We start from the raw sequence: 20,246 nt of genomic DNA, 5'->3' as shown, positions 1-20,246 counted from the left end.
TTTAGAAAGGGGAGCGTCAAGCCTGGAGGTCAAGGTCGCGGCGGGTTCGCTAGGCCACGATGGGAAGGATCACCCGGAAGCGGGTGTCACCGGGCGCGGACTCGACGCGGATGTCGCCGTGGTGCTTGTTCACCACGATGCGATAGGAGATGTCCAGCCCGAGTCCCGTGCCCTCCCCCACCGGCTTGGTGGTGAAGAACGGCTCGAAGATGCGCGGCCGGATCTCGTCCGGGATGCCGGGCCCGGTGTCGGCGATCTCGACGAAGACCCGGTCCGCCTCGTGGCCGGTGCGCAGGGTCAGCACGCCGCCGCCGTCGTGCATCGCCGCGAGGGCGTTGTCGATGAGGTTGGTCCACACCTGGTTCAGCTCCGCGGCGTAGGCCGGGATCTCGGGCAGCGTGCGATCGTACTCCTTGACCGTGCGGACCCCCGCCGGGATCTTCGCCTGCATCATGGTGAGCGTGGCGTCGAGCAGCTCGTGCACCTCGACGGTCTGGTACGGCGTGCGGTCGAGCTGGGAGTACTGCTTGGCGGCCTGGACCAGCGACGACACGCGGCTCACCGCGTCGTCGATCTCGCCCATCAGCAGCTCGGTCTCGATCGTGTAGGTGAGCCAGCGGATGGCGGGCTCCAGGTTCTCGCCGCCCACCGCGCCGCTGATGCGGTCCAGCCAGCGGGAGTCGATGCCGCCCGCGACCAGGGTGGCGGCCAGCTCCCACCCGCCGGCGATGTCGTGGTCGTCCAGCCAGTCGCCCAGCTCGTCCTCGGCGTCGGCCGTCTCAAGGGCCGACAGCGGCACCGCGCTCGCCGCCCGCTTCACCGCCTCCTCCTGCAGCTCGACCAGGTCGCGCAGCCGCGAGCCGTCCAGCCGCCCGTCGGCGATCAGGGCCAGCTTGTGCCGCATGCCCGCGACCCGCTCGCGCAGCACGGCGGTGGCGCGCACGGCCGCGGCCGCCGGGTTGTTCAGCTCGTGGGTGAGGCCCGCCGACAGCGACCCGAGGGCCAGCAGGCGCTCGCGCTCGCCGACGATGGTCTGGTTGACGCGCATGCCGACGAACATGCCCTCCAGCATGTGCGTCGCCATCGGGAACCAGTCGCGCAGCGCCTTGGCCATCACGGCGGCGGGCATCGAGAACAGCTCGACGTCGCTGACCGCGCGCAGGGAGGCGGTGTAGTTCTGCTTGACCTGATCCGCGAGGTAGGTCTGCATGGCCCCCGCGTACACGCCGCGCTGGTCGGTGCGGTTGATCTCGACCTCGTCCCCTTTGACGCGCCGGGTCAGCGAGACGGTGCCGGCGAGGAGGACGTAGAAGCACGTGGCGGGGTCGCCCTCGTGGCAGACGATCTCGCCCGCCGCGTGGCGCTCCACGCGGCCCTCGCCGGCGAACACGGCGAGCTGGGCGTCGGTCAGGGACTCGAACAGGAACAGGCTGCGCAGCTCGCCGGGGGTGAGACGCTCACCGCCCGCCTCGCCGCGCCCGGCGGTGTCGCCCGGCTCGGTCATTGCGTCTCCATGTAACGGTGGATCAGCGAAACGGCCATCGCGCCCTCCCCCACGGCGGAGGCGACGCGTTTGACGGAGGCGGCGCGCACGTCGCCCGCCGCGAACACGCCCGGCATGCTGCTCTCCAGGTGGTACGGATCGCGCGGCAGCGACCATCCCGGCGGCCGGCGGCCGTCCGCGAGCAGGTCCGAACCGGTGAGCACGAAGCCACGATCGTCCCGCAGGATGGATTTGTCCAGCCAGTCGGTGCGCGGCTCGGCCCCGATGAAGATGAACAGCCAGGACGTCCGAACCTCGCGCACCTCGCCGGAGCGGGGGTCGCACAGCGTCAGCCGCTCCAGGTGGTCGTCCCCCGCGCCCCCGGCCACCGAGGTGTACGGATGGACCGTGATGTTCGGCGTGCCCTCGATCTGGTCGATCAGGTACTGCGACATCGACCGGCGCAGGTCGCCGGCGCGGATCAGGATGTGGACGCGGCGGGCGTACCGGGAGAAGTGCATGGCCGCCTGACCCGCGGAGTTGGCGCCGCCGACGACGTAGACCTCCTCGCCCGCGCAGGCGGGGGCCTCGGTGGCGGCCGACCCGTAGAACACGCCGCGGCCGGTCAGCTCGGCGAGGCCGGGCGCCTCCAGCATGCGGTAGGAGACGCCGGTGGCCAGCACCACGGTGTGCGCGGCGATGGCGTTGCCGTCGCCGAAGCGCAGCAGCCGGGTGGTGCCGCCGGACTCCAGGCCGACGACCTCGCGCGTGGTCAGGATCTCGGCGCCGAAGCGCAGGGCCTGCCGCCGGGCGCGCTCGGTGAGCTGGGCGCCGGAGACGCCGTCGGGGAAGCCGAGGTAGTTCTCGATGCGGCTGCTCTGCCCGGCCTGCCCGCCGGTGGCGCGCTGCTCCAGCAGCACCGTGCGCAGGCCCTCTGAGGCGCCGTACACGGCCGCGCCGAGCCCCGCCGGGCCCGCGCCGACCACGACCAGGTCGTAGAAGTCCTCGGCGGGGGTGGTGGTCAGGCCGACGTGGGCGGCCAGCTCGGCCTCGCCGGGCTTGACCAGGGCCGTGCCGTCGGAGGAGAGCACGAGCGGCACGTCGTCCACGGTGAGGCCCGCGGCCGCGAGCAGGCGGCCCCCCTCGGGGTCGTCGGCCAGCAGCCAGCGGTAGGGCACCAGGTTGCGGGCCAGGAAGTCGCGCACCGCGTAGGAGGGCGCCGACCAGCGGTGGCCGATGACGCGGATGTCGTTGATCGTCTCGTCGGGCGCGGCCGTCCAGGCGTCCAGCATCGCGTCGACGACCGGGTAGAGCTTCTCCTCCGGGGGGTTCCACGGCTTGAGCAGGTAGTGGTCCAGGTCGACGATGTTGATCGCGTCGATGGCCGCCTCGGTGTCGGCGTACGCCGTGAGCAGCACGCGGCGGGCGCGCGGGTAGATGTCCATCGCGGACTCGAGGAACTGGATGCCGTTCATGTGGGGCATCCGGTAGTCCGCGAGCATGACGGCGACCTGCTCGCCGCGGAGCTTCAGCTCGCGGAGCGCGTCCAGGGCGGCCTGGCCGGAATCGGCGCGCACGACACGGTAGCGATCGCCGTACCGGCGCCTGATGTCCCTGGCCACCGACCGTGAGACGGCCGGGTCGTCGTCGACGGTCAAAATCGCCGGGTTCGCCATGGAACCATGAAACCACGTCATGGTGGGAACATGGCCCGGTCCTGGAGCTCCATGACCTCCGGGCGCCCGGCGTGACCCCCGACGCGGCTTGCGTCCGTTTCGCGACCCCCGCGGCGCCGGGGTGAGTAGAGTCACAGGGGATGACCGAGCACACCACGCGGCCCGCGACGCACACCATCACCACCCGTTGGCAGGAGATCCCCGAGGACGCCGACGAGCGCGCCCTGGTGGAGGGCGGGGCGTTCCGCGCCTTCGCCTGCTCGTGCGGCGCGCCGCTGCCGGCCAGGGTCGCCGCCGAGCTGCACGCCATGGAGACCGGCCAGTGCTCGGCGTGCCTGGGCTCGGCCGACCGGGAGCTCGTGCCCGGGTTCGTCCAGCGGTGCGCCGCCTGCGCCGCCACCGGCCGCCGCAACGTCCAGCTCGTCTGGGAGGTCGCGCACGGCGAGGCCGCCGAGGTGATCACGACGGCCCTGGTCCGCGAGGTGGTCGCCGGGTTCTCCGGGCCGTTCCGGTTGTCGCAGGTCGCCGACACCGTCCGCGAGTCGCTCGGCCTGGCGCGCGGGCGGCTCCCGGTGGGGCCGCGGGTGCGCGACGTGCTGCGCGAGCTGGAGGCGTCGGGCGAGCTGGTGATGCTCTCGGCCCCCGACGAGCTGCTGCGCGGCCCCGCGGTGGTCCTCTACCGCGACCCGCTGTGGCAGCGGGCGCCCCTGCCTCCCGGCTGAGACGGGCTCACGCGCCGGTGAGGGCCAGCACCGCCCACGCCGAGGCCGCCCCGGCGACCGCACCGGCCGCGACCTGGGCGTAGGTGTGGTGGGTCAGGCGCACCCGCGCCCAGCAGACCAGGATGACGACCAGGCCGCCCGCGGCCAGGGTCGGCGTGGCGGGCAGCACGCGGGACAGCACCAGCACCGTCCCCGCGGACACGGCGGCGTGGAAGGAGATCTTCCAGCGCAGCGTCACCGGGACCGTCACCGCGAGCCCGGCGAGCATCGCCGCCACCGTGGAGACCAGCAGCCGCGGCGCGCCGAGCGCGGCCAGCAGGACGAGCGCGGCAAGGACGGCGGCGACGGCGACCAGCAGCGGGCCGGTCCTGCGGGAGCGGTCGACGATGTGGCGCGAGTCCAGCCGTCCCGCGCGCACGCCGAGCGCGATGACGCCGGCCGGGATCCCGCCGCACAGCGCCGAGGCCACGAGCCCCCACCAGAAGCCCGGCCAGCCGTCCGATATCAGGCCGACCACGGGCGGCAGGCCGATGACCAGCACCTGCGGCGCGAACACCTCGGTCACCCAGCGGGCGAGCACGTCGGAGGACCTCGTGGCCCGCGCGGCCTCCCCCGCCTCCCCGGCACCCGGCACACGCGCGCCGCCCATGGCACTCCCCCGTCGTCCCGCCGCCTCGCCGCCCGCCGCACGGCGGCGCGACCTCACCGTCACGATCATCTCGCGGGACGGGAGGTGATCCGGCCGTCCGGGCGGCAGGGGCGTCCCGGGCCCCGTGGTGTCAGGGGGCGAGGAGGCGGCGGTGCGCCGCCTCGGCGCGCGGGTCCTCACCGTCGCCCGGCCACGCGGCGCGCAGGGCCAGCGCGGCGGCCCCGGCGGCACCGTCGCGGGAGTAGGAGACGTCCCGGCCCGGCAGGGCGGCGCGGACGCGCTCGGCCACCAGGGTGGGACCGGTGAGCAAGGAGCCCGCGAGCACGATCGGCCGCCCGGGGCCGAGCGGGCCGACGGCCTCCAGGGTCGCCAGCAGGCGGCGCGCGGCCTCGTCCAGGATGGCCAGCGCCACGGGGTCGCCCTCCCTGGCCGCCGCCTCGACGACGGGGCTGAGCGTCGCGAGCCGCGCGGGCTCGTGGTCGTAGACGGCCGCGATCAGGGCCTCGGCCCGCAGCGCCGCCGCGCGCCCGTCCGGTCCCGGAGGCGTGTCCTCCAGGGCGGCGAGGACGCGGTCGGTGAGGACGGTGGGCGGCCCGCCGCCTTCGAGGCGGGCCAGCGCGGCCTGGACGGCGCGGCGTCCGATCCAGAAGCCCGAGCCCTTGTCGCCGAGCAGCCAGCCGTAGCCGTCGTAGCGGTGCGCGATCGCGCGCCGCTCCATGCGGGCGGCCACGGCGCCGGTCCCGGACAGCAGCAGGCCGCCGTCCGGGGCGGAGGTGCCGCCGGCGAAGGCCACGACGATGTCGGGCACGACGACGGGCAGCCCGGTCAGCCCCGCGGCGCGCCACGCGCCGCGGGCCAGCTCACCGGCCTGCCTGCGCCCGGACTCGCTGCTCCCCGCCAGGCCGAACACGCCGCCGGCGACTCCGGCGGGGCTCAGGGGGGACGGCAGCGCGGCGAGCGCCTCGGTGAGGGCGCGGATCAGGTTGCCGCCGGGGTCGCGCGCCGAGCGGGGGTTGGCTCCGCCCGCCCGTCCGCGCGCGACGATCTCGCCGTCCATGGTGGCGGCCAGGCAGCGCGTGCTCGTCCCTCCGCCGTCCACCCCGACGACCAACGGCACGGCCTCGCCCATAAGCCTCTCCTGCCCCGGATTCGCGCGAGTATGGGCCGCGCCCGACGGCCGTCCACGGTCAGGCGGGGCGCCGGCTCGGGTGGCTCTGCCGGTTGGCGTGGTCCAGGGCCGTGACGTGGTAGACCGAGTCCTGGCGGCCGCCGGGGTCGGTGTGGCGGCCCTCCGTCGCGCCGGGCAGCGTGGCGATCAGCTCGGCCGGGGCGCCGCCGTCGGAGCGGTAGACGGCGTAGAGGCGGGGCCGGGGCGGCTCGGGGGCCGCGAAGGAGATCTCGACGCCGCCGGAGGCCGGGCGGACGCCGGTCAGCACCGGCCGGTGCGGCCGGGGGCCGTCGGCGTGCCGCGGCAGGAGCGGCGGCAGCGCGGGCCGGGTGTAGTGGTCCTGGTAGAGCCGTGTGGTGAAGCCGAGGCGGTCGGCGCGCAGGTCACTGGCGCTGTAGTAGACGTCGCCGCCGATCGCCGGGTGGTCGCGGCCGAGGTCCAGGTGGCGCGACAGCTCGGCGGGGTCGCGCCAGGCGCCGGTCTCGCCGGGCGCGCAGGCCCGGTAGGCGGCCTGCCCGATCCACAGCTGGGTGTCGCCGCCCGCCACGGCCCGCGCCCACCACGCGGCCAGCTCGGCGTAGTCGGCGGCGGGCGTCCCGATGGTCCAGTAGAGCTGCGGCACGACGTAGTCGAGCCACCCCTTCTCGATCCATCCGCGGGTGTCGGCGTACTGGTCGTCGTAGGACTGCAGGGCCTTGGTGTCCGAGCCGCCGGGGTCGGAGGCGCGGTTGCGCCACACGCCGAACGGGCTCACGCCCCACTGCAGGTTCGGCCTCTCCGACCGGACCCGGTGGGAGATCTCCTCGATGAACCGGTCGACGTTGTGGCGGCGCCAGGCCGCGCGGTCGGGGAAGGCGCCGCCGTGGCGGGCGTAGGCGGCGGAGTCGTCGAACCACTTCCCCTCGACCGGATAGGGGTAGAAGTAGTCGTCGAAGTGGACGCCGTCGATGGGGTAGCGGGTGACCGCGTCCATGATGGCGTCCTGGACGAACGCGCGGACCTCGGGCAGGCCGGGGTTGTAGTACAGCTTGCCGTCGTAGGAGACGGCCCAGCCGGGGTCGCGCCGCAGCGGGTGGCCGGGGGCGAGCCGGGCGGGGTCGGGCTGGAGGGATCCCCGGTAGGGGTTGAACCAGGCGTGGAAGGCCAGGCCCCGGGCGTGCGCGGCCTCGACCATGAAGGCCAGCGGGTCGTAGCCGGGGTCGCGGCCCTGGACGCCGGTGATGTACTGCGACCAGGGCTCGTGGGGCGAGGGCCAGAAGGCGTCCGCGGTGGGGCGCACCTGCACGAAGACCGCGTTGAAGCGCTTGGCCGTGGCGAAGTCGAGGAAGGCGGTGAACTCGGCCTTCTGCCGTTCGGCGCTGAGACCGGGGCGGGAGGGCCAGCTGTCGTTGTCGACGGTGCCGATCCACATGCCGCGCATCTGGCGGGGCGCGGGCGCGAGGGCGGGTTCGAGCGCGGCGTCGCCCGCGGGCGCCTCGGCGCCGGCCTCGCCGGTGACGGCGCGCACGCCGAGGTAGGCGGCGGGGACGAGCGCGGCGGCGGCCAGGCCCTTCAGCACGGACCTGCGGCCGACCGGGTCGGTGTTCATGACACGTCTCCGGGCAGGGTTCCGGTCCGGCGGGGCGCGATCGGGTGCGGGATGGGGCGGGTGAGGGGCTCGGCGAGGGGGCGGGCCTGCTGGGCGTCGCGCGGGCGGAGTTGGCGGTCGCTTTCATCCGGGGGGAGGGGTTCGAAGAGAATTGTCATCAGGCCGTGACCTAACCGAGAGCTCATGAAGGAAATCTTCATAGAAGATACGTCAAGTGTCGCGTAGTGCCACATCGGGGGCAAAGACCTCCGAAGCGGTCACCGCCCAGAACCCGGAAGGATCATCGTCCGACCACCCGCCCGCACCGTCCGGCCTCCACCGGCCCGGACGCCACGGTGCGGCCGCCCGCCACGTCCCGCCACCGGAGGCGCCTCTCATGCCCGATCGCTCGTCCCGCAGGTCCGATCTCGGCCGCCTGGCCGCCGCCGTGCTCCAGGTCGGCTTCGACGGCACCACGCCGCCGGACTGGGTGCTCAGGGAGCTCGCCGGAGGGCTCGGCGGGGTGGTGCTGTTCGCGCGCAACATCGACGGGGACCCCGCGCAGGTGGTGCGCCGGCTCCGCGAGGAGAACCCCGAGGTCATCGTGGCCGCGGACGAGGAGGGCGGCACGGTCACCCGCCTGGAGGCCGCCCGCGGCAGCTCGTGGCCGGGCAACGCCGCGCTCGGCATGCTCGACGACGTGGCGAGGACCGAGCGCACCGCGGCCGAGATCGGACGGCTCCTCGCGGCCACGGGCGTCACGCTCGACTACGCGCCGGACGTGGACGTCAACGCCGATCCCGCGAACCCGGTGATCGGCGTGCGGTCCTTCGGCGCCGACCCCGGCCTGGTCGCCCGGCACGCGGCGGCGTGGGTCACCGGGCTGCAGGCCCAGGGGGTGGCCGCCTGCGCCAAGCACTTCCCCGGCCACGGGGACACCGTGACCGACTCCCATCTGGCCCTGCCGACCCTGCACGCCTCCCGCGACCTGCTGGAGCGCCGCGACCTGCCCCCCTTCCGCGCGGCCGTGGCGGCGGGCGTCCAGGCGATCATGTGCGGTCACCTGATGGTGCCGGCCCTGGACCCGGACCTGACCACCACGCTGAGCCGCCGCGTGATGACGGACCTGCTGCGCGAGGAGCTCGGCTTCCAGGGCCTGCTGGTGACCGACGCGATCGAGATGAGGGCCATCTCGGCGCGCATGTCGCAGCCGGAGGTGGCCGTGCGCGCGCTCGCCGCGGGCGCCGACGCGATCTGCGTGGGGATCTCCTCCCCCGGAGGCGAGAACGTCGCCGCGATGCGGGAGGCGATCGCGGGCGCCGTCCGCGACGGGACGCTGCCGGAGGCGCGGCTGGCCGAGGCGGCGGGCCGCGTGGCCGCGCTGACGGCCTGGGCGGGCGGCGGCCCCGCCGGCGGGCTCGCCGTGCCGCTGGACCCCGAGTACGGGGTGTCGCGGCTCGGCCTGGAGAGCGCGCGGCTGGCGCTGCGCGCCGTGCCGGGCGAGGGGGCCGTGGCGCGGCCGGTGCTGACCCGGGCGCCGATCGTGATCGAGATGACCGTGCGCCCCCACGAGGCGATCGGCGACGCTCCTCCCTACGGGCTCGCCGAGGCGCTGGCGGCGCGGCTGCCCGGCACGGCCCGCGTGACGCTGACGCCCGGCGACCACGCCGTCCCTCCCCTGGGCGGCCACGGGGATCCGCCGCCGGTCGTGGTCACGCGGGACGCCCACCGGCACGCGTGGATGCGCCGGGTGCTCACGGAGGTGCTGCGCCGCCGCCCGGACGCCGTGGTGATCGAGATGGGGCTGCCCGGCCGTCCCTGCGGCGCGGTCCATCTGTCCACGGGCGGAGACTCGCGGGTGAGCGCGATCGCCGCCGCCGAGTGGCTCACCTCCGGCTGAGCCACGGGCCGCCCGCTCCTCCCCCTGGTCGCGTTCGCGTGCCGCACGGCCATGGAGCGGTCCGGAAATGGCCATGATTGAGTAATGTGTCGGTAACAGAAAAGGACCCCCATGATCGACCCGGAAGGCTCGACCCCGGAGAACCTGGTCGCCCGGGTGCGTGCCGTACTCCCCTCGCTGACCCCCTCGGCGCAGATCATCGCCCGGCTGATCCTCGATGACCCGGCGACGGTGGCGCGCAGCACGATCACCGAGCTGAGCGCCACCTCGGCCACCAGCGAGGCGACGATCGTGCGCACCGCGCGCGCCCTCGGCTTCTCCGGCTACGCCCAGCTGCGGCTGGCGCTGGCCGCCGCGGCCGCCACGACGCGCCAGGGACCCGACCGGCTGGTGCCCGGCGACCTCGCCCCGGACGACCCCCTGTCCGACGTGATCGCCAAGGTGACGCGGGCCGAGGCGCAGGCGCTGGAGGACACCGCGGCGCAGCTCTCCCCCGAGCTGCTCGGCGAGGTGGTGGCGGCCATCACCGCCGCGAGGCGCGTCGACGTGTACGGGGTCGCGGCCTCCGGGCTGGTGGCCCTGGACATGGCGCAGAAGCTGATGCGGATCGGGCTGTCGGCGCACGGGTTCACCGACGCCCACCTGGCGCTGACCAGCGCCGTCCTGCTGAGGCCCGGCGACGTCGCGGTGGGGGTGAGCACCACGGGCGAGACGCCGGACGTGGTGGAGCCGCTGCGGCGCGCGGCCAAGGCGGGCGCGGCGACCGTCGCGATCACCAACAATCCGCGCTCGTCGCTGGCCGAGGTGTGCGGGCACGTGCTGATCTCCGCGGGGCGCGAGACGGCGTTCCGTCCCGGCGCGCTGGCCAGCAGGATCAGCCAGTTGCTGATCGTGGACTACGTGTTCGTCGGGGTGGCGCAGCGGACGTCGGAGGTGGCCAACGAGGCGCTGCGCGCGACCCGCGACGCCCTGGACGCCTTCGTGTCGGACACGCGGACGCGGGGCCGCAAGGGCTGGTGAGTGCGCCGGCCGCTCATCCGGCGCACTCGTGGACGCACTCGTCGACGACCAGGCCGAGGCCGATGCCGAGCAGCCAGACGTCCTTGGCGACGGCCTTGCCCTGGTCGCTCGGCCGTACCCCGCCCGGCCGGGTCATGCCCGGTGTGCGCAGGTACAGGCCGATCAGCCCGCCGGCGAAGCCCGTGAGCGCGGCCCCCGCGACGAGCGAGGGCACCACCGGCGTCAGCAGCGCCGCCCCGAGGGCCATCTCGCTGATCGACAGCACCCGGGTGAACAGCACCGGGTCCACCTTGCCGAGGAAGGGGTAGGCGCGCACGGCCATGCCGTGCACCCCCTGGGCCGTCTCCTCGTCGGCGTCGAACTTCGACAGGCCCGAATCCAGGAAGTACGCGCCCACGGCGACTCTCGGGGGGATCTGGTGGGGACGTGCGAGGTATCGCATGGTTCCTCCAGATTCCTAGGCATGTGCCCGGTTACCGAGCACATACCCCATCCGCCTGGGCGGCTACCCGCCCGGCGACCCGGCCCCTCCGCGTCCCCGCGGGCGCCGCGCGGGTCAGCCCGCCCGCGAGCTGAAGATCTTGGTGAGGGCCAGCACGGCGAGGGCGACCACGCCGATGATCAGGGCCCACTTGACGAGGCCGGCGATGAGGCCCAGCACGCTGCCGAGCAGGAAGAAACCGGCGATGACCGCGATGGCGATAAGAAGAATGCGTCCCATGGCATTCACGCTAGGCGGCCGCGACGCCCGGCGACATAGGCCGGAGGCGACTTCAGGGAGGAGTCAGGGACGGCCCTGAGACCGCTCCCGGGGTCCCCCTCCCCCGGTGTTCTCTCCCGTGTTCTCCCTGGAAACGCCGGAGGGCCGACCCCTCGCGCAGGGGCCGGCCCACGAGCCGCGGTTCACAGGACGGCGCAGCCGATCCGCACCGGAACCTTGGCCGACCAGCGGCCGGACACCACGTCGTACGCCTGCGCGTACCCGTTGGCCGCGCGCCCGGCGCCCGAGCAGTCGAACACCCCGCTCTTCTTGCCGAAGCTGCCGCCCGCGAAGCCGCCGTGCGCGCTCGCCGCCACGGCGCCGCTCCAGAACGTGCGGCCGGTGTTGTAGCGCAGGTACAGCTTGACCTGGCCGAAGTTGAAGTGGTCGCCGCTCAGCTTGAGCCGCGGGATGTCGTCCACCGAGGTCGTGGTCGAGGTGCCGTCGCCGTTGTCGGTCGGCGGCACGGTGTACTTGGTGACCCACAGGCGGGCGGAGACCCTGCGGTCGGCCGCGGCGGCGTTGTCGGCGCGCGCCTGCGAGCGGACGGCGGGCAGGACGCAGACGTCGTCGCCGGCGAACGCCTCCCGCCAGACGTAGCCCTGCACGCAGGTGTGCGGCCCGAAGGCGCCGGAGGTCCACCGGGACGCGGCGGCGGCGTTGTCGTTTCGGGTCTGGGTGCGGGTCCCGGAGGTGACGCACACGCGGTCGGAGGGACGGGCCTCACGCCACACGAAGCCCTGGCGGCAGGTGTCGGGGCCGAAGTCGCCGGTGGCCGCCGAGGCGGAGACCGCGGGGACGGTGACGGCCAGTCCGGCCAGCGTGGCGGCGGCGGCGAGACCGAGCAGGGTGCGCTTCATCTTCTTCTCCTGGGGCGAGTGCTTCCCGGTCCCTTGGCGCCGGGGCCTTGCACACCCAGTGATACGCGGGCCCGCCTGCACGGTCTTTGACGTCCGCTTGACCCCTCCCGCGCAAGCCGTCCGCAAGTCGTGCAAGCGGGCCGTCCCCCGAACGGGAGAGCCGGCCTCAGAGCGGGACGGTGAACAGGGCGCGGCGCCCCTTGAACTCGGTGACGCACCAGAGCTGGTTCTTCTCCCCCCAGCAGGTCAGGTCCTCCGGGCCCACGGGGAACCTCCTGACCTGCGCCGTCCGCCCGTCCGGCACCACGAGCAGCGACCCGTTGACCGTCGAGGACGCCGCCTGGCTGAGGTACCAGGCGCCCTTGTGCGACAGCGCGCCCTGGATCTTCGCGCCCGCGAGCGTGAACGCGTCGGCCGCGGCGGCGGTCCCGTCCGCGTCCGCCACCGGCGTGCCGTCCGCGGCGAGCGGCCAGCGCGCCACCCTGCCGGCCACGCCCGGGTCCTCGGCCGGGTCGACGTACTCGCCGGTGATCAGCGTGTGCGGGGTGGTGCTGCGGTCCACCGCCGCGAAGGAGAACCGGGCGGACCCGGTGGCCGACCAGGCGTCCACCTGCGGCATCACGTACCGGTAGCCGAACGCGTGGTAACGCCCGCCCTGCTTGCCGATCTTGTCGTCGTCCCCCTTGACCTCGAAGATCCGCCGGAGGTCGAACACCCGGAACCCGCGCGAGGTGTCGGCCACGTAGAGCAGGTCGCCGTACCAGGCGACGCCGCCCGCGTGGATGTTCACCGCGGCGTAGGAGCCGTCCGGCTTGGGCTCGACCAGCAGGACGTGGCGGTACCTGCGGGTGTCGGTGCTGAGGAACGAGATGCGCACGCCCCGCTCGGTGGCCTTGCCCTCGGGCTTCCAGTACCAGCTCACCGCGAACGTGCGCAGGTCCGGACGGCCCGCCTCCGCGGACACCGCGACGCCCTGCGGGTACCAGTCGGTGGTCTGGTCGTCGCCCTCCTCGAAGCAGTACCAGTCGGCGGGCTTGGGGGTCATCGCGCCGAACGCCGACGTGCCGCCCTTGCGGACGGCGGTGCGGTTGGCGTCGGCCAGGACGGTCTTCAGGTCGCGGGCGGGCAGCGCCTTGGCGAGCGTCTCGACGGCCTTCGGGAGGTCCCGGGTGTTCCGCCTGAGCTTGAAGGGCCCGGGGTCCGTCGCGGTCATGCGGCTCGCACTCATCCGTGCTCCCGTGGTGCGTCGGGAGCGAGGAGGCAGGCGGCCGCGGTGCCTGGCCGTGCCCTCCCCGCTCGGCCAGTGATCGATCCGGACAGTCTTCCGCACATACGGAACGCTCGTCCACGTAATGACATATCGGGGTAGCGATCCCCAAGGGGCTTCTCCCTCTCCAACCGGCACAGAGCCGTCACCGTCGAAGATCTGACGGCCATCCCTCCGAGGGCCGTCCGCCATCGGGGCAGCGATCCCTCCAGGGGCCTCATGACATCGGGCAGCACCCTCCGGGGGCCTTCGCCGTCGCCGGGAAGGCCCCCGAGCGGTGTCAGCCCTCCAGCGGACGTCGCGCCCTGGCGATGACCTCGTCCGTGGTCAGGGCGCTCTTCGGGTGGTGGCTCAGGCACATCGACGTGCGCACCTTGCGGAACCCGCCGCCCTCCAGGGCCGCGTAGAACTCTCCCGCGCCGAGGTGCGCCACGTCGGCGACGGCGCCGCCCTTGGCCCTGGCCAGCTCCTTGGCCGCCTCGATCTGCACCGGGGCGTTCAGCAGGCCGAAGAACTGCGTCGCCGCGTTCCCCGGGATCCTGTTGTGCAACCCGCGGGGCGACTGCGTCGCGAACACCAGCCCGAGCCCGTACTTGCGCGCCTGGGACGCCAGCGCCAGCGTGCTGTGCGTGCAGGCGGTCATCGCCCCCGACGGCGCGAACGTCTGCGCCTCGTCCATGACGAACAGGCCGCCGAGCGGGCGGTCCCCCGCCGGGTTGCGCTTGATCCAGGAGAACAGGGCCATCTGAAGCTGGTTGACGAACCCCTGCCGCTGCCCGTCGGACGGCAGCCCGGCCAGGTTGATCACCGACACCCGCGCCCGCCTGCCCGCGGCCGGCGTCAGCAGCACCCCCGGATCCACCGGCGTGCCCTCCCCGCCGAACAGAGGGTCGTTCACCGTCGCCGCGTGCAGGTTCTCGGCGATGTCCGCGGCGAGCTTCTGCGCGTCGCGCAGCTCGCTCACGCCCTCCGGCAGCGCCGCCAGCACCTCGGTGAACCCCTTCAACGTCACCTGGCCGCGCCGCGCGTAGTAGGTCAGGGCCTCCCTCAGCACGGCCATGCCCCGGTGGGCCCTGGTGTTGTTCCCGGTCAGCCTCGCGCGCGGAGCCAGCGACTCCACCGCCGTGCCGACCGCCTCACGGAACTCGTCCGGATCGTCCACGACACCGGTGAAGTCGGGCAACGGCTGGAAGGTGAGCGGCCGGCCCGCGTCCCGCCCCGGCGTCCACACCACGACATCGGTCGCGGCCAGATACTCCCTGGCCTTGTCCGCGTCACCGGGCCCCCACTGCGGAGGGTCCTCCGGCCAGGCGTCCCCCAACCGGGCCAGGTCGTTGTTCGGATCCAGCACGATCGCCGACACGCCGCGCAGCGCACACTCCTCGACCACCCGCCGTATCAGAACCGTCTTCCCCGACCCCGACCCCGCGAAGATCACGGCGTGCTTCCGCAACCCCTCCAGACCGACCGCCACCACCTCCGCCCCCGAGAACTCCCGCCCCACCTCGACCACATGTGCCGCTCCGGCATGAGCGTCTCTCAGGCGAGGTGTCCCTCCCGCACGGACATCCCCTTCCAGGCGGGGTTCCGCTCCGGGGCGATCATCCGCCTTCGCGGCGGGCCCGCCGGCGCCGGCGGCGGACTCTCCCGCGGCACGATCCGCGGCCTTCCCGTCATCGGCCGCAGCCGGCGCGCTCTGCAGGACGCGCAGCGACCTCACGCCTTTCAGGGCCTCCGCCCCCTTGGGGCCGAGCCCTCCCTTCACCGGCTCTTCGGCGGCCCGCTCCTCCTGCTCGATCAGCTCGCCACCGGTGTCTCCCTCCACGGCTTCGGACCCCGAACCATCCCGCCCTGCGACAGGAACGGTCCAGACGTCGGCGAGCGCGTCCTTCAGCAGCGTCACCTCAGTGGCCGGCTTGCGCGCCACGAGCCACGCGGGCAACTGCGGCGCGTTCTCCGCCATCAACTCCTTGAGCGCCGCCAGGGTCCGTAGATCCTCCGCCCCGACGGGCAGGACCCTTCCGCCCAGCCGCTCGAACTCCGCGACCGCCTCGCGGGTACGAGGCCCGCCGGACCACTCGTCGTTGCGCAGGACGAACAGCCGCCGCCGCGAGGCCCCCGAGTTGAGTCCCGCGGCCACAGACGCGGCCCGCAGGCGGTTGAGCACGGCGATCGGATGCTGCGCGGCGATGGCACGGAACGCCCAGTGCGCCTCGTCCTCGGTGGACTCGTCCAGGCTCCGCCGCAGCCGCGCGTGCAGGGACGGCTTTCCACTCGGCGGCGCGTCCTGGCCGAGTTCCCGCCCGGCGTCGCCGTGCCCGGCGATCCAGGCGGCGAGCCCGGCGGACAGCAGCGCGGGCATCACCGCGTCCTCGCGCTGCGGATCGAGGGCCGGACCGGCCGCCGCGGCGTCCTTCAGGGCGGCGAACCGCTCGTCCAGCACCTTCAGCGCCGCGGTGTCGATCACGGGGTCCCGGTCGATCACCGGACCGGAGTCGCCGGCGAGGTGCTCCAGCTCGCGAAGCTCGTCGCCGACGAGACAGTTCCTGACATGCTCGTCGATCTTTATGAGGAGCTGCCGCACGGTGAAGTCGGGCGCGTTCTCGAAAGCGGCCTCCTTCACCGGCCAGGTCGGATAGGGGGGACGGAAACCGACGGCCCGGTAACGCTTCCCGAGCCGCTTCTCGACCAGATCCTTTCCGATCTTCGCACTCGGGATGGACTGGAGCGGGGTGATCTCGCGGAACCTGTCGCGCGCGCTGTCCACGGCCAGTGTCTTGAGCAGAACCCATGATGTCGGCAGAGAGGAGATCACTATGAGCGTGCGACTGGTGTGCTCCCGCAAGGCCATCAAGCCGCCGGCGATGTGCTCGACCCCCAGCGCCTCGCGCCAGTCGAACTCCGCGCCCGACTTGGCGGAGATCGACGTCTGCGCGATGACCGCGTCCATCTGATCGACCGCGATCACCGATGGCCCGGTCAGGGCCAGCAGCCTGAACACGTCCCTGACGATCTCTTGCGCGGTCTTCTTCGTTTCCCTTATCCCCCAGGCCGCGCGCTCGCCCGGTTCCTCCTCCGGCTGCGACACCAAGTACGAGGTGCCGATGTCCTGCGCGTGGAAATCGTCGGAGGCGAGCAGGACGAGCGCTCGCACGGTGTCCTGAGTCTCACGTCCGACCCGCGCATCGAAGCGGCGCAGCGCGTCCACGAACCCGTCCAGGGTGGTTCTGGTCAGCGGCGCGTGGCCGAAAAGCTGAAGACGCTCTACGCGCGGCATGCCGACGCGCGAGGAGAGCTGCCTCAGGAACGTCCTGAGCTGGGTGTCGGCGTCGGCGTCACGCGCGAGGCTGTCCAGCATCGACACCAGGACGCTGTCCCAGAAGTCCCTGGCGTCGAGAAGGCTCACGAGGAAGAAGTAGCCGCCCTCTCTCTGGATACGTTCCCGCACCCATCCGAGCAGGTGTGTCTTACCGGACCCACGCTGTCCCTGGACGACGACCCCGATCGGACTGGCCGTGACGCTGTCGCTCGCCTCGCCCATCCCGTCCAGGAGCGCCTGCACGGTCGGGCGGTGCAGGCCGTCCACATGGAACTCCGACGGCCGCCATACATCATCCGCGACCTCCGCGTAGTTGAACCGCAGGGCCTCCAGAGCACGCCGCTCCTCGCCGTTCATCATGCTCCGATCCAGATGAGGTGCTTGTCCTGGTCACCGATCGTCACCGCGGCCTCGCGGTCCTTCTCAGTGAGAACCTTGTTGTTGGAGTCGGGGACCAGGCTGACGCCGTCCATACGGTTCATCGCCCTCAGCGCCTCGTCCACCTCGGCCCTCGGCACATCGCCGAGATGCGACCTGATCTCCGCGATGCCGACCCACGCGCCGGGCTCGTTCGCCAGCTCTCTGTAAGCCGCCCGTATCCGTCCCTCGACGTCGCCGGGTTCCGGGACAGGCGACGGTTCCGGCGCGGGATCGGGCGACGGCGCGAAAACGTCCGCGAGGCTGTGACCGGTCCGTTCCATGATGGTGAAAAGCCCGGCGGCCAAGCCTTCCACGAGCACTTTCGGGGATTTCGTGATCTGCGGGTTCCGCAACCCCGCCCCGATCTCCCTCCGCATCCGGCTCCAGCCGTCGTCGGTCAGCATATGGACGAATACGCGTCCCTCTTTGCGGGTCTCCACCAGCTTCATGTCGTTCAGCCGCACGCGACGCTTTCCGTCGAGCCGCAACCCGTATTTCTCTTCAAGGTCGGCGTTGGAGACCTCTCTGGCCTCCCGCATGAGGGCGACCAAGACGGCGAGTTCGGGGAGGGACAATTTCTCGTCAGACACGGGGGGATCCTTTCGCGGGTGCGTCGCGGCGGGTTTTCAGGAATCGCTCCAGATGGGCGGCGACGGCTTCGACGTCCGTCAGGACCTGGGCGTTGGTGAAGCGGAGTACCGCGTAGCCGTCGAGTTGCAACTGGACGTCGCGCAGGCGGTCGGCGGCGTAGCGGTCCGGTCTGTGGTGGTCTTCGCCGTCGATTTCGACGATGCAGCGTTCGCGGCGCCAGATGAGGTCGACCCGGATCGGGTTGGCGAGCGGGCCTGACCGGTAGGTCTGGTTCCAGGCGCGGCCGTGGGACCAGGGGCGCGTGGCGAGGGCTCTTTCCAGGGTCTTCTCGGCCTGGCTGGCGGGGTGGGGCATCCCGGTGACGGCGGGGAAGGTGACGGCGCGCGGCGGGGGCGTGGAAGGCGTGGAGGGCTCGGGACGGGCGCTCGCGGGCAGGCGCAGGGTCACGCGCGTGACGCGGTCGGCGGACGCGGAGAGGGCTCCGGTCAGCCACACGCCGAACCCGCCCCGCGCGGCCAGCCATTCGGCCGCGGCGAGCAGGAGGTCCTGGTCGGCGTGGGAGAAGCCCTCGGGCACCGGTACGAGCAGCGCGGCGCCCGAGCGCCGGAGCCCCGTGGCGAGCACGCGGGCCAGCCCGGCCGCGCGCACCTCGGGCGCGAACCGGGACGTCCGAGCGAAGGCGCCCGTGCCGGACAGACCATCCGAGCGCGCTCCGGGAGGGCCGCCTGAAGCGGCGTGGCGGGGGGTGCCGTCGGCGTGGTGGAGGGCGGATTCGGCGAGGTCGGCGAGGAAGGGGCCGAAATGGTGGCTCGTGGCGGCGGCGCGCAGGGCGAGGGCCCGGACGGCGAGGGTTCCCGAGGCCCCCGGTTCGATGCCGGCGGCGTCCGGGAGCCAGGCGGGGAACAGGGCGAGGGCGGCGTCCTGGAGGGCGTCGAGCATGTGGCCCGCGGCCTCCGCGACGGACCGCGCGGCCACCGGGACGTAGGTGAGGATGGCGGGCGCGGCGTCGGGCGGCGGCTCGTCCGTCAGGGCGCGCGCGGCGGCGTCGGCGCCGGCCAGGAGCACGACCCGGTCCGCGGGCAGCTCCGCCCAGGAATGTGCGACCTCTCCCGGCGACTCAGCCCACGAACGCGCCACACCGTATTCCTTCTGTATTCCCTCTGCGCTTGCGTCACATCAGCGTGCGAAGGTTATACGTCGGGGATACCAGGCCCATGACTTTTCCGGAGTCTCGGTATTTTGCCCGATATCTGCTAATTCAGGAACGGGAACCGGCGAATGTCTCCGCCGCCTTGGCCACGTTGCGCGGCATGCGGCCGAAGATGAGCCCGTGGAACGGGGAGACGCCCCACCAGTAGAGGTGCCCGAGCAGTCCGCGCGGGTGGAAGACGGCCCGCTGCCCGTACACGGTGCGGCCGTGGTCGAGACGGCAGGTCAGCTCCAGCCAGGCCAGCCCGGGCAGGCGCATCTCGGCGCGCAGCCGCAGCAGGCGGCCCGGTTCGATCTCCTCCACCCGCCAGAAGTCCAGGGCGTCGCCGACGCGCAGCCGCGCGGGGTCGCGCCTCCCCCGGCGCAGGCCGACCCCGCCGACCACCCGGTCGAGCAGGCCGCGGACGTCCCAGGCGAGGGGCAGGGAGTACCAGCCGTTGCGGCCTCCGATGCCCTCGATGACCCGCCAGAGGGCCTCGGGGGGCGCGTCCACGACCCGGGAACGCTCGTCGGTGTACAGGCTGCCGCCCGCCCAGTCGGGGTCGGTGGGCAGCGGGTCGCTGGGGGCGCCGGGGGTGGAGGCGGAGGACCAGCGGGTCGCGACGTCGGCCTCCTTGACGCGCTGGAGCGCCAGCCGCACGGCCGCGCGGAAGTCGACCAGCCCGTGCGGCGGGTCGGGGACGTACCGGGCGATGTCGTGCTCACGGCAGACCGCCTCGTCGCGCAGCGACTCGACCAGCGGCCTGGCCACGTTCGCCGGGACCGGGGTGACCAGGCCGATCCAGAGGCTGGAGAGCCGGGGCGTGAGCGGCGGCACCGGGATGATCAGGCGGGGCGGCAGCCCGGCCACGGCCGCGTACCCGCGCATCATGTCGGCATATGTCAGGACGTCGGGCCCGCCGATGTCGAAGGCCCGGTTCACCTCGCGGGGGATCCGCACCGCCTCGACGAGGTAGCGCAGCACGTCCCGGATCGCGATGGGCTGGGTGCGGGTGCCCACCCACCGGGGCGTGGTCATCACCGGCAGCCGCTCGGTCAGGTAGCGCAGCATCTCGAACGACACCGAGCCCGATCCGATGATCACCGAGGCCCGGTAGGCGACCGCGGGCACCGCGCACTCCAGGAAGACGCGCTCCACCTCGGACCGCGACCCCATGTGCGCCGACGGCCGCTCCTCGGGGGCGAGCCCGCCGAGGTACACGACGCGGCCGACCCCGGCCTCCTCGGCCGCCGCCGCGAAGGCCTCCGCGGCCCTGCGGTCGCGCTCGGGGAAGCCGCGGCCCGCGGCCATGGTGTGGATCAGGTAGTAGGCGACGTCCATACCCTCCAGCGCGGCCCGGGTGGCCGCGTGGTCGGTGGCGTCGGCCTCGGCGACCTCGACGCGGCCGATCCACGTCTGGTCGCGCAGGCGGCGGGCCGAGCGCGCCATGCAGCGCACCTCGTGGCCGGCCTTCAGAAGCTCGGGCACCAGCCTGCCGCCGATGTAGCCGGTCGCGCCGGTGACGAGGCACCGGGTCATCCGCATCACCCCCGATGCCGACTTCGTACCCGGCGGGATCCGCGGTTGCGCTTCCGTGCGGGGTTCACCGAGGGCATGATCCGACACTGGATGAGCCACGCCGCAGGGGGTAGGCC

General features: G+C 73.4%; 16 protein-coding genes. 3 read left to right on the top strand and 13 right to left on the bottom strand.

All coding sequences use genetic code 11. The features are described 5' to 3' along the window. Positions 1 to 49: 49 nt before the first annotated feature. Positions 50 to 1,504 (bottom strand): ATP-binding protein, encoded by a 1,455-nt coding sequence (locus BJ981_RS32590; protein ID WP_184617208.1) that lies wholly within the window; start codon positions 1,502 to 1,504, stop codon positions 50 to 52. Next, positions 1,501 to 3,159 carry an NAD(P)/FAD-dependent oxidoreductase gene (locus BJ981_RS32585; protein WP_184617207.1) on the bottom strand — a complete coding sequence of 553 codons (1,659 nt, stop codon included), beginning with the start codon at positions 3,157 to 3,159 and terminating at the stop codon, positions 1,501 to 1,503. The genes BJ981_RS32590 and BJ981_RS32585 overlap by 4 nt, the downstream gene beginning before the upstream one ends. A gap of 140 nt (positions 3,160 to 3,299) precedes the next feature. Here BJ981_RS32585 and BJ981_RS32580 point away from each other — a divergent pair, with 140 nt between their 5' ends. Further along, entirely contained in the window at positions 3,300 to 3,881 is a 582-nt protein-coding gene (locus tag BJ981_RS32580; RefSeq protein WP_184617206.1) for a hypothetical protein, read from the top strand. Positions 3,882 to 3,888: 7 nt separating this feature from the next. Here BJ981_RS32580 and BJ981_RS32575 read toward each other — a convergent pair whose 3' ends face one another. The 3 genes from BJ981_RS32575 to BJ981_RS32565 all read right to left on the bottom strand — a co-directional run bounded on the left by BJ981_RS32575 (position 3,889) and on the right by BJ981_RS32565 (position 7,286). Further along, the gene (locus BJ981_RS32575) at positions 3,889 to 4,530 is read right to left on the bottom strand and encodes a hypothetical protein (RefSeq protein WP_239139609.1); all 642 of its coding nucleotides are present in this window, start codon (positions 4,528 to 4,530) and stop codon (positions 3,889 to 3,891) included. 130 nt (positions 4,531 to 4,660) lie between these two features. After that, positions 4,661 to 5,659 carry an N-acetylglucosamine kinase gene (locus BJ981_RS32570; protein WP_184617205.1) on the bottom strand — a complete coding sequence of 333 codons (999 nt, stop codon included), beginning with the start codon at positions 5,657 to 5,659 and terminating at the stop codon, positions 4,661 to 4,663. A 58-nt stretch (positions 5,660 to 5,717) separates the two neighbouring features. Then, a complete protein-coding gene (locus tag BJ981_RS32565) occupies positions 5,718 to 7,286 on the bottom strand; it encodes a glycoside hydrolase family 10-like protein (RefSeq protein ID WP_184617204.1) in 1,569 nt (522 codons plus the stop codon). Between the two features lie 376 nt (positions 7,287 to 7,662). Between BJ981_RS32565 and BJ981_RS32560 the strand changes: the two genes are divergently transcribed. Together BJ981_RS32560 and BJ981_RS32555 are read left to right on the top strand one after the other, a co-directional pair. After that, positions 7,663 to 9,165, top strand: a complete 1,503-nt coding sequence (locus BJ981_RS32560) for a glycoside hydrolase family 3 protein (RefSeq protein WP_184617203.1) — start codon at positions 7,663 to 7,665, stop codon at positions 9,163 to 9,165. Positions 9,166 to 9,276: 111 nt separating this feature from the next. Then, positions 9,277 to 10,185, top strand: coding sequence for a MurR/RpiR family transcriptional regulator (locus BJ981_RS32555; RefSeq protein WP_184617202.1), 909 nt, complete (start codon positions 9,277 to 9,279; stop codon positions 10,183 to 10,185). A gap of 13 nt (positions 10,186 to 10,198) precedes the next feature. Here the strand turns inward: BJ981_RS32555 and BJ981_RS32550 are convergent, their stop codons facing one another. From BJ981_RS32550 to BJ981_RS32515, 8 genes are all read right to left on the bottom strand, one after another. Further along, a complete protein-coding gene (locus BJ981_RS32550) occupies positions 10,199 to 10,627 on the bottom strand; it encodes a hypothetical protein (protein WP_184617201.1) in 429 nt (142 codons plus the stop codon). A 114-nt stretch (positions 10,628 to 10,741) separates the two neighbouring features. Continuing rightward, positions 10,742 to 10,906, bottom strand: coding sequence for a hypothetical protein (locus BJ981_RS32545; RefSeq protein ID WP_184617200.1), 165 nt, complete (start codon positions 10,904 to 10,906; stop codon positions 10,742 to 10,744). Between the two features lie 182 nt (positions 10,907 to 11,088). Then, positions 11,089 to 11,805, bottom strand: coding sequence for a hypothetical protein (locus tag BJ981_RS32540; protein ID WP_184617199.1), 717 nt, complete (start codon positions 11,803 to 11,805; stop codon positions 11,089 to 11,091). Between the two features lie 166 nt (positions 11,806 to 11,971). Continuing rightward, a complete protein-coding gene (locus BJ981_RS32535) occupies positions 11,972 to 13,018 on the bottom strand; it encodes a hypothetical protein (protein WP_184617198.1) in 1,047 nt (348 codons plus the stop codon). A gap of 334 nt (positions 13,019 to 13,352) precedes the next feature. Then, a complete protein-coding gene (locus BJ981_RS32530) occupies positions 13,353 to 16,751 on the bottom strand; it encodes an ATP-binding protein (protein ID WP_239139610.1) in 3,399 nt (1,132 codons plus the stop codon). Further along, entirely contained in the window at positions 16,748 to 17,401 is a 654-nt protein-coding gene (locus BJ981_RS32525; protein ID WP_184617197.1) for a hypothetical protein, read from the bottom strand. Before BJ981_RS32525 ends, BJ981_RS32530 begins: the two co-directional genes overlap by 4 nt. Then, the gene (locus BJ981_RS39525; protein ID WP_184617196.1) at positions 17,394 to 18,539 is read right to left on the bottom strand and encodes an endonuclease domain-containing protein; all 1,146 of its coding nucleotides are present in this window, start codon (positions 18,537 to 18,539) and stop codon (positions 17,394 to 17,396) included. The genes BJ981_RS32525 and BJ981_RS39525 overlap by 8 nt, the downstream gene beginning before the upstream one ends. Positions 18,540 to 18,660: 121 nt before the next feature. Continuing rightward, entirely contained in the window at positions 18,661 to 20,130 is a 1,470-nt protein-coding gene (locus tag BJ981_RS32515; protein WP_184617195.1) for an SDR family oxidoreductase, read from the bottom strand. Positions 20,131 to 20,246 lie beyond the last annotated feature (116 nt).

The organism is Sphaerisporangium krabiense (assembly GCF_014200435.1).
GTDB lineage: Bacteria > Actinomycetota > Actinomycetes > Streptosporangiales > Streptosporangiaceae > Sphaerisporangium > Sphaerisporangium krabiense.
This window is presented reverse-complemented; position numbering and strand designations above follow the sequence as displayed.